We start from the raw sequence: 12358 nt of genomic DNA on the forward strand, positions 1-12358 counted from the left end.
TTTATTGGAAAGCATGTGAATTGGTCATTTGACAGCACCTGCGGTGATCCCCGCGAGGAAGAAACGCTGCAGGAAAACAAAGACCACAAGCATGGGTGCGGTCATCAAGGTCGCCCCAACCATGACCCCACCCCAGGACACGTCGACCAACCCAAATAGTGAGCCGAGCGCGACTGGTGCGGTCATCATCGTTTTGTCGTTTGAGATCAGCAGAGGCCACAGATAGTTGTTCCAGGAGTGCAGGAACAAAATGATCGAAAGCGCCGCCAGCATTGGCTTTGCCAGAGGCATCGCTACAAAGACAAATATCTGCCATTCTTTGACCCCTTCGACGCGCGCTGCGTCAAAAAGCTCTTTTGGCATTGATGCAAATGCTTGCCGCATAAATAGCACGCCAAGCGAATTGAAAAGCGGGGGCACAACAAGCGCAACCCAGGTGTTTGAAAGACCAAAGTCTCGGGCAACCATGATGAATTGCGGTATTACAACTACAAAGTACGGCAAAGTCAGTGTGCCCAATATTAGGCCCAGAACGACCCATTTTCCGCGAAAACTGTAGATCGCGATTGCCCAGCCAGCCATTGACGTTAGCACCACCGAAGCAGCGGTATAAACAAGAGCGACAACAAAGCTGACAAAGACTGTCCGGACGAAATCGAGGTCTTCCTGAAGACGTTCGAAATTGGTGAAAAACTCTGAACCGGGCCATAGCTGGATTTCTGGGGAAAAGATGGCTTTGTCCCCAAGCGTCGCGAACACGAACATCAACCAGATCGGCATGAGCCAGACGAGCGCCAATGGCAGAATAAAGGCATGTAGACCGAACGCCCGCCAACGCGTTGTACTGTTTTGCACGCTCATGCTTCATCCTCACGCGAGACCCAAAGGTTCACAGCAGAGATCACAAGAGCGAGCGCGGCGATGGTGTAGGCGATCGCAGAGGCATATCCGAAGTTCAGGTTCAGGAAAGCTTGCTTATATAGGAACAACCCAAGCGTTTCGGTCGCGCCACCCGGCCCACCGACATTTGTGATCAAAAACGGCTCGGCAAAAAGCTGCATCGAACCAATAGTCGACAGGACCAGACAAAAAACGATGACAGGCTTAATCAGCGGTAAAGTGATATACAGAAACTGCTGTCGCGGTGATACCGCATCCAAAGTAGCGGCTTCGTAGACATCTTTCGGAATAGACTGGAGCCCCGCGAGCAAAATGATCGCATTGTAGCCGACCCATCGCCAGGTGACAGCAAGGATGATCAATGCCATCGCCGCCGTCGGGTTAGCAAACCAGTCGATCTTAGGGAGCCCGATACCGACCAGCGCCTTGTTCACAATCCCGAATTCAGCGTTGAACATCAGTCGAAAAACCGCTGCATAAGCTGCTTCCCCGATCACGACCGGCGCGAAGAATGCGAAACGTACTATACCTTTGGCTCGCAATAGCGAAGAGCTAAGCATCACGGCCAGAACGCAGGCCAACGAGATCATGATCGGAACCTGTATTGCTAGTATTGTCAGCGTATTCTTCAAAGCATTGTAAAACGCAGGGTCCTGCGACAGCCGACCCCAGGTCATGGTCGGATCAAAGGACCAAGGTGCACGACGCGTCGAAAGAAAGGACAAGTAAAAGGAATACAAGATCGGCCAAGCCCAAAACGTTATGAAAATTAACAAGTAAGGGCCGATAAAGCCGTAGGCGGTTTTTGTGCGCAAACGCAATTGGCTGTCCTCCGATGGGCGCGCGACCGATACGTTGGCGCGCGCCCGATATTCGTGGAATTATTCTGCCACCGCGAGCCCTGTTGCAAAGCTGACTTGCTTTGCAGCATCATCAAGAGCGGCCTGAGCACTCTCGAATTCGCCGTTCAGGAACGCGGTCTGCGTTGCGATCATGACCTGGTCTGCGTCACTAAAGAACTCGGTACCGTTGATCGGTTGAATCCGTTCCAAGCGGCCAAGCACCGTTGTCCAAATCGCCTGATCGCCCCAGAAAGCACTCGGCTCACTTACAAAAGGATCGTTCAGAGCAGTCGTCAGCGATGGCACCAGACCTTGGTCTTTCAGCATAGTGACCTGGCCCTCGACCGACCCAAGCGCATAAGACAGGAACGCGTATGCGGCTTCCTTTTGATCGCTGTTTCCAGCGACGGCCAGAAGCGAGCCACCGAAATTTGCCGCGCGTGCGCCGCCGTCGACGACACTGGGCATCTCGTAAATACCCCATTTACCTGCTTGGTCTTCTGGCGCGTTGTTGCGGATTGGGCCTTCCATCCAGGCGCCACTCATCTGCGTTGCAACCACACCTGCTGCGTTGTTTTGGAGTTTTTCGTTAAAGTTGGCCGCAGTGACCAAACCCGCCTCGTTCAATTTGCCAATCACTTCAAGCGCAGCTACGCATCCTGGCTGCGCCATCGTGATCTGATTGCCATCGGCCGAGAAATAGCCGCAACCTTGTTCCTCGGCGATCATTCGAAAGAACTCTGCTCCACCGTTGAGATTGTCATTGATCATGGTGACGCCATCATTGGCAGCTTGCACCTTTTTCCCCGCTTCAATGAAGTCGTCCCACGTTTCGATATCTTCAAGCGAAACCCCTGCGTTTTCATAGAAGTCACGGCGATAAAACATCATCACAGGCCCACTGTCCCAGGGCATCCCAAGCACACGATCACCCTGTTTCTGCGCAAAAAGCTTGAAGTCGGGAAAAGCAGATTGTGCGCTTTGGTCAAAGCCCAACGGAACAAGGTCAGCGGCACAGTCCGGGAATTGTGCAGTAATCAACTCCATCTCGACATTTTGGAACTGGAATATATCAGGCAGCCCTGCCCCACCGGCAGCACAAGCTGCCAAGACCCTGCTTTTGACATCCGAATACCCATTCTGTTCAATCGTGACCTTGATATCGGAGTGCTGTGCGTTGAACCCGTCGACCGTTGCTTGCAGAGCTGGTGCAGCACTCCCCCAAGCCCATACGGTGATGTCATTTTCGGCTTGAACGGAACCCGTAGAAACAGCCAGACAGATTGCTGTCGGCAACATCACTTTTTTCATGGTCTCTCCTCCACTGATGTCGCGGCTTGCCCCAAGCCGCTCTGTGAGTATCATTCGTCAAGGAAGGAGCCACGTCTTGCCTGACAGTCAGGAATATTGCGCAGATAGTAAGATTCGAGGACCAAAGATCTGGAACCCCGCCGAATCGACTGTTGAACTTGCGCCGAATGATATCGTGATTGGTCGCGGTCAAGCTGCAATAATGAAGCTCGCCCATTGGCATATGCAGATTGAACTCAATTATGTATTCGAGGGCGCCCTTACCTATGAAATGTGTGGTCGCGAGTTTACGGTAGAAGCTGGCGAAATCGCTTTGTTCTGGGGTGGACTGCCGCACCGTTTGAGCGAATGCGAAGATACGACTTTGGTCGAAGCAATCCATTTGCCCCTATCGATGTACTTCCGGTTGCGCTTGCCCGAAACGATCCGCGAAGCCCTGATGCAGGGAAGTGCGCTCCTGTCGAAGTCCCGTTCGCGCGAGGACAGGCACGCGTTTCGCCGTATTTGCGAATATTTGCGCTCGGGTGACGCTAAACTGATGCAACACGCTGGTGAGGAACTGATCCTTCGAATTGAACGGATTGCATTCGAAGACTTCGTTTTGGCAAGCCCGAACGATGCTTCTGCAGTTGCTCCGGACCCATCGACAAACGAAAAGGTAAAGCGAATTCTAGATTTTCTCGTCGAGAACTTCCGCGAAGACTTGAACGCCAGTGCCGTCGCCGAAGTCGCGCGGCTGCACCCAAAGTACGCCATGAGCGTTTTCAAGCGGTCAACAGGAGTTACGATGAACGAATACATCCAGTTGTTGCGGCTTAATTATTCGCAGGCCATGCTGATGCGCGGCACGGACAATATCCTAAAAATTGCTACGGAAAGTGGCTTTGGGTCGCTTTCAAACTTCAACCGGTGCTTTCGAAAACACACAGGTCTGAGCCCAACACAATTCAGAAGCCTTGCACAATAATGAAACCGGCACGATTTCACACCACGACAAGTGCGCGTGTCGGACACTTACCTGATCTGCGCGTCCCGGCGTATCAAACCCGCGCATATCAACCTTTTGGCCGAACAGATCATCCAGTTTCAAAGGTATCCTCGTCAGGTGCTTTCGAAACTGTCAGCTTGCTGTTCATCCGTCTGATTGTGAGCGCAGGTTTCGCGGCGCCTGTCCCCTAAGCTTCCGATACGCGCGATAGAATGACGAATAATCCGCAAAACCAACCTTGGCGGCAGCTTCTTCGAGGCGAATACTAGGCTCACCGAGCACCATGTCCTCAACCATCTCAATCCGAAGTGCTGTACGGTAGCCGCTTAGGGTTGTTCCAATTTGGCGACGAAACAGAACACTTAAATGATCACCACTCAGCGGCACACTGTTTGCTATGCTTGCGACGCTACGCGTTGGATCATCTTTCAACAGGGTCAAAGCCTGCGCGACGCTTGGATGCAATCCGTCTTGACGAATTGTCTCTCCAGCAGTGAGATAATGGCGCCAAACGCGGTGCAACCACCATTCGATGCCGACCCGAAGAGCAGAAGGATGTTCCTCGTTTATCAAAGTCTGGGCCATTTCGACCACTTCGCGATACGCACTCTCCTCCAACAGCTTTAGCTGACGGTGCCCTCCGATTGGCATGCTGCTGACATCAGGATGAACCGGGGTCTGCTTCAATATTTGTGGGTCGAAAAGTGCCACGACAAAGTCCGCCTCACTGGTCTCACTTATGAGGAAATGGCTGTCACCCGGTGGCAGGACAAGAACAGCGCGCGGCCGAAACTGCACGATTGTACCATTAACGAAATAGCGCGCCCGACCCTTGACACAGATTAGAACGTTCCACTCAGGCAAACGCCGAGGTGCTGAATCGTATTTCCGTCTCGTGCTGCGACGCCAGACACGAAATCCTTCGTTTGGTGTAAGTGCCGGGATAATGTCGATAGCGGTCATTATCACGGATTATGCAATGTTTTGCCGATGTTTTGCAATTCAGCTGGTTGGTTCAGCACACTATGTTTCTTCTATCGCGTGCATGAGGATGGAAGTATGTCAAACGTCGCTGAGTTCTTTTCCGAGAATGGTTACTACCATGCAAAAGGTGTTTTTGACACTGATATGATTGCGTCTCTGGAAGAGGAATTTGACGCTATCGTTGATCAAATAAACCGAAGCGGCGACCAAATTGATGCAACTTGGGATGGAACAGAAACTCGTAAACTGGCAAGCGAAGATGATGTTATTTTACATACCCATAACGTGCAGAGGTATTCGCGACTTTGGTTAGATGCTTTTTTGAACACCCGCTTTCTAGATGTCGTTCGTCAAATCGTCAGCGATGATCTCATCCTTCACCATTCCAAGCTTTTTCAGAAACCATCCGAGAATGGCTCACCCTTTCCGATGCATCAGGATTGGCCGTATTTTCCGATCAAGAACGACAGCATGATAGCTGGAATAATTCATGTTTCAGACGCAACAGATGATATGGGGTGTCTCCGGGTCTATCCCGGTTCTCACAAACTTGGGCGGATCGAAGGGGCGAATGGCCGACAAGCGAACAATGTTTTGGATGCCCATCCGATAGAAAACGCCACAGTCGTAGAAGCAAAGGCGGGCGATGTCGTATTTTTCCATTATTTCACATTGCACGGTTCGATGCCCAACCGTTCGAACAAGATACGCAAAACAGTCTTGTGCCAGATCTATGACGGAAAAGATCAAATCGAGGATGGAAACAAGCACCCGAACGAACAATTGGTCCTGTCTGGGTGGAACCACGCGATCTCACGAGACGCGGCAGGGTCGCCTCGATAGGCGACCGACTTGATCAATGCGATCGTTGCCGATGTCTACCTCAGCTTCGTTGTCAGGTGGCTAGGCCGTTTTCATCGAAGAAGTGCAAGCGATCAGGCGCAAAAGCAAGTCCCACCTTGTCCCCCACTTTGAAATTGGCACCACCTTCGACACGGACGTTGACAACACCCAATGCGCCGCAATCGACAAAAAGGAATATGTCAGCCCCGAGATATTCGGCCACTTCAATATCACCATCACAGTTCCCGCTGCCAGGCTGGCCCACAGTAATGTGTTCTGGCCGGATACCCAGTTTCACTGGAGAACCGCCGCCGCCATAGGCACCACCCCGCCCGTCTTCCAAGTGGAACTCACCTGCTGATGCGCTGCAAGGTAGGATGTTCATCTTGGGGCTGCCGATGAATTGAGCCACAAACAAACTTTGAGGGTTGTTATAAAGCTCTCGTGGCGTTCCGACTTGCGCGATCTGGCCAGCATCCAGGACCACGATACGGTCGGCCAATGTCATGGCTTCGACCTGATCGTGGGTGACGTAGATCATCGTGGTTTCAAGCGACTGATGCAGCTTGGCAATTTCCAAGCGCATTTCAACGCGCAACGCCGCATCAAGGTTCGACAACGGCTCGTCGAAAAGAAAAGCTGTTGGAGCCCGAACAATAGACCGGCCAATGGCTACACGTTGGCGTTGACCGCCCGACATATCCTTCGGTCGACGTTCAAGCAGGGGTTCAAGTTTCAAGATCCGAGCTGCTTCGTCAACTTTTTGTCTGATCTCTTCTTTGGGCGCCCCTGCGGTTTTTAGGCTAAACCCCATATTGTCGCGGACTGTCATGTGGGGATAAAGCGCATAAGACTGGAACACCATCGACAACCCGCGTTTGGACGGGGGCTGATCGGTCACGTCCGTACCATCAAGGACAATCGCGCCGCGCGAAGTTTCCTCCAAACCACCGATCATACGCAGAAGAGTCGATTTTCCGCACCCTGACGGACCAACGAAAATGATGAATTCACCGTCTTGAATCTCGAGATCAACACCTTTGATCACTTGAAGATCACCGTACCATTTTTCTACGGCATCCAGCTTTATCGAACCCATCAGTGTCCTCCTTTGAATGGCGAAGCAGAAGTCACGCAGACCCCAGCTGTGCCCAAAATTTCGCCCCCACAAAGCAGAGCTTTCGTATTCAATTGTGAATCGCCAGCGGTGCGCGGTTCATCAACCAGACTGTACGCTTTGAATTTCTGGGCGGCGGCTTGTTTCACATTTTCGAAGCCGCGAGTGGGACGCGCATCAAGACGGCCCGGACCCAAAGGCTTGGCCGGGCTCTCATTAACTTTTGAAAGCCAAACCACCGTTTGTCTGCGGTAATAAACGATCTGGTCCATCGGTCTAGCCCTTTACCGAACCGGCGGTGAGGCCTTTGGTCATGAAGCGTTCTAGCCCGAGAAAAATCGCCATGATCGGCAAGGTCGCGATGACCGCCCCGGCCATCAGGTGCTGGCGCGGTACCTCAGATGAATTCAACGAAGCGACACCCCGCGTAAGCGTGAATTTCGCTGGGTCATCCAACAGCATGAAAGCCAGTAGAAACTCGTTCCAGGCGATCATGAAGACATAGAGACTGACAGAGGCAAGTGCCGGCAGAGCCAAAGGTAAGGTGATTTTCCAAATGACTGCAATGCGTGAAAGGCCATCCATTAGACCTGCTTCCTCAACCTCGGAGGGCAAGCCTCGGAAATAGCCCTGCAGCATATACAAAGCGACAGGGATCGTTGTCACAGGATAGATCATGACGATGCCAACAATTGTATTTCTGAGCCCGGTCATCGAAAAAACAATGTAGATCGGCAACGCAAGAACGATCATCGGAACCATGTAGATAAGCAGGATCGAACGGCCAAACGCAGCGCGACCTTTGAACCTCAGTCGCGCGACTGCGTAGGCCCCGGGGATCGAAAACGCCAAGGTTATGAAAACGGTCAGGACAGAGACGTAGAAACTCGTCCAAAGATACGACCCGAAATTGAAGTCAGCAAAAAGCTCGACATAGCTGCGAAAAAGGTCCGTGCCTTTGGAGAAGTCGATCGTAAAGTCCAACGGATTTTGCAACAGCTCTTGTTGGTTCTTCAAGCTGGTCATCACCATCACATAGAATGGAACCAACACTGCTGTGGTGAAGAAAATATACCCAAATCCGGTCAGAAAATGGATAACCGCCTCTTCGAATTCATGTTTGTCCAGCTGACCCGGAACCAAGCTTTCAAGCATTGTGAGCAACGGCCACGCAGTAAAAAGCCCGAACAAAGCTGCCGAGACAACTGTCCCGAATGTGCCAGCCTCTTCACCAACAATGATTGGACCGAAACCAATCATGCCAAGCAGGATCGACAAAAGCATCAACCCCGCCGCCATGGTTAATTTATGTCGGTAGAAAAGTGTACCGAGCCCGGTTCCCGCTCCTAGCAGCAGCGAAAACATGAACGAAGGCTTGAACGGGTCGCCCGTTGAGAAAGACATTAGGACCGCGACAACGATGGCTATGGTGTAGGCCCAGAACCAACCGATAACTGCCGCTGTGATATAGCCGTTTTGGATCACCCGCATCACAGCCCTTCCTCCCGGCTCATGAACTTGAAGAAAAAGATCGAGAACGCCAGCAGAAAGCCGAAAATGACAACTGCTACGGCCGCACCTGCACCAATGTTGGAGACAGCAAAAGCCTGCTCGTAGACATTAACTGTCAAAGTACGCGTACCGGCCGAACCACCCGTCAAAAGGAAGATGTCGTCGAATTTGTTAAAGGTCCAAATGAACCTGAGTAAAAACAATACGCTGAGAATGCCCAGCAGCATTGGCAATGACAGATACCAAAATTTTTGGAAAGGACTTGCACCATCCATATCCGCTGCCTCGTACATATCGGTGTCGATGGACTGCATCCGGGCAAGAATAAACAGGAACGAAAGCGGGAAATATCGCCATATCTCGAAAACGGTCACCATGATAAGTGCTTGAGGCCGCTGTCCGAAAAAGTTGATTGGGCTGTCGATGGCGTTCATTTGAACCAGCAAAGCGTTCACAGAGCCGGAGAACGGGTCGAAAAGTGTCACCCATGAGAACGCCACGGCTATGACCGGAGCAACGTAGGGAAACAAGTAAAGGCCACGCATGATGCCTTTTCCTCGAAACTCCTTGTTCAAAAGCAACGCCGCGAAGAGACCAACCACAAGGGCTCCGATTGTTCCGACTATTGTGTAGAACATAGTTGCATAGAGAACAGCCCAGAATTCACGGCCATCAAAGATGCGCGCAAAATTCTCGAGCGTGAACTCTGAGTTCGTCAGAATGTTCTCGCCCGTGCCCGTGGTGATTGTTGGAGTATCCTCAAGATCGGGATCAGCGTCCAGGAATGCCTGGCTCACCGTCACATCGATCTCAATGTTTTCGCGTTGGCCGCCTTCAAAATCTCCCAACTCGCAAGTCAGCAGCACGCCATCGATCGAACAACGTTCATCCACCTGAACGACAGTCAAGCCATCCGGCAAAGTATCGATTATCGAGACATTGGACAGTGGTTTGTTTTGGCTGGAATTCCGTATCCGATACCTGAGCGTCGCGTCGTCACCTGCCTCGGCTGGTCTTCCGCGCAACTGTTCACGAACAACGGTTTCTGGTGGTCGAAGGTCTTCGAGCCCAATCGGCTTAAAACTGACCCAGAAGATTGCCAGCAACGGCAAGATCACCACAAGTGAGACAGAGAAGATGGTTGGAAACAGAAGCCCCCAAGCCAACCGCGCTTCGCGTCTGGCAAGTGGCCCCGTACCCTTTGGTGGTACTGCAGTCGACATCGACCTCTCCTGTCTGGGAATTCGCAGGCACCGACCGGCGGTACACAACCGCCGATCAGATTTTCGAGAAAGGTCTGATGCCTATTCGATCGAAGCCAGTTCTTCGTTCATTTTCGCAACTGCTGCAGCTGCGTCAATGTCACCGTCAATGTACTCACGCACAACACGGTTGATGGCTTGGCTGTTGATGATCTTGGACGCCAGGCCCAACTGACCTTCAGCAACACCCCAACGCTGGCCGACATCTAGGCCAGCAACGATGTTGTCGATAACAGCCGCATCGTAAAGCTCGGAAAGCGGTGCGCGGCGATCAACGCCCACATCCAGCTTGGACCAGCCATCAATATAGGTGGTTGGGTTTTCTGCGGTACCATTTCGGCTTGGAAACTTGCCTTCAGGTGCAATAGCAAGCGTATCCATATAACCGTCGCTTACAGCGAACCGAACAAAGTCCTGCGCTTTTTCAGTGTCGGCATCCGCTGTAATACCGAAATAGCGTGAGTCGGCCCATGCCGCGCCATCTGGATTTGAAGGCCCAGAAAAGTTTGTGACAAAGCCCGTTGCGTTGGCCAATTCACGAGACGTTGGGTCATCGTTGATGGTAACAGGAGCTGCGTCCCGCAACCCGGCCAATTCATCCATGATAAATGGTGACCAGATGATCATTGCGGCTTGGCCCGCGAAATAAAGCTCACGAGATTGCTTCCAGAACAGTTCACCAGGAGGCGACGCTTCAGCGATGGCTTTGTAGAACTCCAAGGCTTCGATGGTGTTGGCTTCATCAAAACCTTTGAACCCGTTCTCATCAACGGGGGTTGCGCCATTGGCGAGAAGCACATGCTCCAAGACCTGACTCATAAAGCCTTCGTCGACCTTGGTTGCAGCAACAAATCCAAACATCTCTGGTGGATTATGCAATGCCTCTACAGCAGCCAGAACATTCGCATAAGAGGTGGGGGGCTCTAGGCCATTCTCTTCAAACAGATCCTTCCGGTAGACGATCATCTGAGTCCAGCCATCGACGGGAACACCTGCGACCCCATCTTCAGTCTGGGCCATATTGATCGGTCCCGGGGCAAAAGTTTCGGTTCCCAGTTCCTCAAGGACCTCTTGCGCGGCCTCGGCATCCAGGATTCCCGCTTCGGTCCAGGGAAGTGCATATTGGAGCGGATAATAGATCACATCTGGCAAGTCACCGGCCGCAAAGGCCGCGGTTGCGCGCGTACCGTATTCCTGTTCATCCACAGGGATCATTTCCACCTTCACACCGGTCGCAGCCTCGTAATCTGCCGCCATTTTTTGCTGACGTTCCAAGCGCGCAGGCTGAGTTTCTGTGGTCCAGACACGCAATTCCTGAGCCGCAAGCATGTCTGCCACAGCAATCGTGGCCATCAGGCTCGCGCCGACCAATAACGTGGAATTTTTCAAGATTTTCATGTTCTACCTCCCTGTAAGAACAGCTAGTTTAATGATGTGTGCCAGAGTTTAGCCAAGTCAGCCGAATTGCATCGAGGTGGCCCATCAGAGGCGCGTTCGATCAGTTGAGCTGGCACAAGTTCCAAAAATGCTTCAGCATCGGAATTGCGTATGCGATCAATCAATATCTGCGTCAGCCGTGTTCCCGCATGACGGCGATTGACTGAGTAGGTTGTCAGCGCGGGCACTGCGAATTCGCCTTCAGGAATCCCGTCATAGGAAATGACCGAAAGATCTTTTCCGATTTCCATGCCTGCTTCTGATGCTGTCCTGTAAACACCAAGTGCCGCTCGGTCGACCGAACAAACGATAGCCGTTGGCGGGACCTCCAAGCTGAGCAATTTACGAGCGGCGATGGAGCCCTGTTCTAGTGTCATCACATCTTTTGCGACGAGTTCTGGTGCGAACGGCAATCCTGCGGAAGCCAAGCCCTGAACATAGCCTCGCTCGCGGAGGCCGGAATAGACATAGTCCTCGCCGGCCTTCAAAAACCCTATTCGCGAATGCCCAAATTTCACTAGCCGCGAAACGGCATCATGCATGGCATCTTCGCCCGCAACATCGAACCAGTCGCATTGAATGCCTTCTGGTTCCCGGCCAAAAACAACGAACGGGACATTGGCCTGAACCAATTTGTCGACCCGAGGATCCGAAACCCGCGAGCGCGGAAGAATAAAACCATCAGCCTTACGTTCACTTATGAGCCTGGATTGCACTTCCAGAACACCGTCCATGGTGTTGGCTGTTGCTACGGTTAAAGTCCAACCGCTTTTACTGGCCGCGGTAGATACACCTGCCAGAAAATCGGCCAAGAACGGAGCAAACCCCCCAAGTTCATCTTCTTGAATCACAAGACCGATGGATTTTGCCCTGCCCGTACGAATTGCCTGAGCCAGAGCCATTGGGACATATCCCATCCGGTCCGCTTCTGCTCTCACACGTGCGCGTGTCTCAGCGGCGATGTCCCCATAATTGTTCAGCGCGCGGCTGACGGTACCCTTGGTCATATTGAGAGAACGGGCGACATCTTGGATTGTCACCTTCGTAGGTCGCTTGGACAAGCTGTTTTGATCTGCGGTATTCTCCCCCATGCGAGCAATCTTACACTCGAAACCGGTTTCGGCAACAAAAGATTTTCCATATTGATCAATCGCTTAAGAAA

Annotated in this window: 12 protein-coding genes; 2 read left to right on the top strand and 10 right to left on the bottom strand. The window is 52.2% G+C overall.

Annotation, left to right across the window (positions count from 1 at the left end; translation table 11 throughout):
- Nucleotides 1–24: 24 nt before the first annotated feature.
- The 3 genes from GOX45_RS16255 to GOX45_RS16265 form a co-directional block, all read right to left on the bottom strand.
- Complete coding sequence (locus GOX45_RS16255; protein ID WP_171102214.1) at nt 25–861, bottom strand: carbohydrate ABC transporter permease; 837 nt, start codon at nt 859–861, stop codon at nt 25–27.
- Nucleotides 858–1532, bottom strand: coding sequence for a carbohydrate ABC transporter permease (locus GOX45_RS16260; protein ID WP_217350504.1), 675 nt, complete (start codon nt 1530–1532; stop codon nt 858–860). The genes GOX45_RS16255 and GOX45_RS16260 overlap by 4 nt, the downstream gene beginning before the upstream one ends.
- Nucleotides 1533–1781: 249 nt before the next feature.
- On the bottom strand, nt 1782–3053 hold the full coding sequence (locus tag GOX45_RS16265; protein ID WP_171102216.1) for an extracellular solute-binding protein: 1272 nt from the start codon (nt 3051–3053) through the stop codon (nt 1782–1784).
- A gap of 76 nt (nt 3054–3129) precedes the next feature.
- Here GOX45_RS16265 and GOX45_RS16270 point away from each other — a divergent pair, with 76 nt between their 5' ends.
- Nucleotides 3130–4020 (top strand): helix-turn-helix domain-containing protein, encoded by an 891-nt coding sequence (locus GOX45_RS16270; protein ID WP_171102217.1) that lies wholly within the window; start codon nt 3130–3132, stop codon nt 4018–4020.
- A gap of 165 nt (nt 4021–4185) precedes the next feature.
- On the opposite strand, the gene GOX45_RS16275 is transcribed toward GOX45_RS16270, so the two are convergent.
- Entirely contained in the window at nt 4186–5004 is an 819-nt protein-coding gene (locus GOX45_RS16275; RefSeq protein WP_171102218.1) for an AraC family transcriptional regulator, read from the bottom strand.
- A gap of 96 nt (nt 5005–5100) precedes the next feature.
- On the opposite strand from GOX45_RS16275, the gene GOX45_RS16280 reads away from it, so the two are divergent.
- A complete protein-coding gene (locus GOX45_RS16280; RefSeq protein ID WP_171102219.1) occupies nt 5101–5868 on the top strand; it encodes a phytanoyl-CoA dioxygenase family protein in 768 nt (255 codons plus the stop codon).
- A 52-nt stretch (nt 5869–5920) separates the two neighbouring features.
- Here the strand turns inward: GOX45_RS16280 and GOX45_RS16285 are convergent, their stop codons facing one another.
- From GOX45_RS16285 to GOX45_RS16310, 6 genes are all read right to left on the bottom strand, one after another.
- Nucleotides 5921–6967 (bottom strand): ABC transporter ATP-binding protein, encoded by a 1047-nt coding sequence (locus GOX45_RS16285; protein ID WP_171102220.1) that lies wholly within the window; start codon nt 6965–6967, stop codon nt 5921–5923.
- Nucleotides 6967–7257 carry a hypothetical protein gene (locus tag GOX45_RS16290; protein WP_171102221.1) on the bottom strand — a complete coding sequence of 97 codons (291 nt, stop codon included), beginning with the start codon at nt 7255–7257 and terminating at the stop codon, nt 6967–6969. The genes GOX45_RS16285 and GOX45_RS16290 overlap by 1 nt, the downstream gene beginning before the upstream one ends.
- A gap of 4 nt (nt 7258–7261) precedes the next feature.
- Nucleotides 7262–8476: a carbohydrate ABC transporter permease gene (locus GOX45_RS16295; protein WP_171102222.1), complete on the bottom strand. Its 1215-nt coding sequence runs from the start codon at nt 8474–8476 to the stop codon at nt 7262–7264.
- The gene (locus tag GOX45_RS16300) at nt 8476–9720 is read right to left on the bottom strand and encodes a sugar ABC transporter permease (protein WP_171102223.1); all 1245 of its coding nucleotides are present in this window, start codon (nt 9718–9720) and stop codon (nt 8476–8478) included. The genes GOX45_RS16295 and GOX45_RS16300 overlap by 1 nt, the downstream gene beginning before the upstream one ends.
- An 81-nt stretch (nt 9721–9801) precedes the next feature.
- Entirely contained in the window at nt 9802–11157 is a 1356-nt protein-coding gene (locus GOX45_RS16305; RefSeq protein ID WP_171102224.1) for an ABC transporter substrate-binding protein, read from the bottom strand.
- A gap of 23 nt (nt 11158–11180) precedes the next feature.
- The gene (locus GOX45_RS16310; RefSeq protein ID WP_171102225.1) at nt 11181–12287 is read right to left on the bottom strand and encodes a LacI family DNA-binding transcriptional regulator; all 1107 of its coding nucleotides are present in this window, start codon (nt 12285–12287) and stop codon (nt 11181–11183) included.
- Nucleotides 12288–12358: the final 71 nt, after the last annotated feature.

This window comes from Ruegeria sp. HKCCD7255 (genome assembly GCF_013031565.1).
Lineage (GTDB): Bacteria > Pseudomonadota > Alphaproteobacteria > Rhodobacterales > Rhodobacteraceae > Ruegeria.

Bases quoted from the DNA above. Each gene is read 5' to 3' on its own strand.
- GOX45_RS16255 (WP_171102214.1), bottom strand. From the start codon at position 861: ATGAGCGTGCAAAACAGTACAACGCGTTGGCGGGCGTTCGGTCTACAT.
- GOX45_RS16265 (WP_171102216.1), bottom strand. From the start codon at position 3,053: ATGAAAAAAGTGATGTTGCCGACAGCAATCTGTCTGGCTGTTTCTACG.
- GOX45_RS16275 (WP_171102218.1), bottom strand. From the start codon at position 5,004: ATGACCGCTATCGACATTATCCCGGCACTTACACCAAACGAAGGATTT.
- GOX45_RS16280 (WP_171102219.1), top strand. From the start codon at position 5,101: ATGTCAAACGTCGCTGAGTTCTTTTCCGAGAATGGTTACTACCATGCA.
- GOX45_RS16285 (WP_171102220.1), bottom strand. From the start codon at position 6,967: ATGGGTTCGATAAAGCTGGATGCCGTAGAAAAATGGTACGGTGATCTT.
- GOX45_RS16290 (WP_171102221.1), bottom strand. From the start codon at position 7,257: ATGGACCAGATCGTTTATTACCGCAGACAAACGGTGGTTTGGCTTTCA.
- GOX45_RS16295 (WP_171102222.1), bottom strand. From the start codon at position 8,476: ATGCGGGTGATCCAAAACGGCTATATCACAGCGGCAGTTATCGGTTGG.
- GOX45_RS16300 (WP_171102223.1), bottom strand. From the start codon at position 9,720: ATGTCGACTGCAGTACCACCAAAGGGTACGGGGCCACTTGCCAGACGC.
- GOX45_RS16305 (WP_171102224.1), bottom strand. From the start codon at position 11,157: ATGAAAATCTTGAAAAATTCCACGTTATTGGTCGGCGCGAGCCTGATG.
- GOX45_RS16310 (WP_171102225.1), bottom strand. From the start codon at position 12,287: ATGGGGGAGAATACCGCAGATCAAAACAGCTTGTCCAAGCGACCTACG.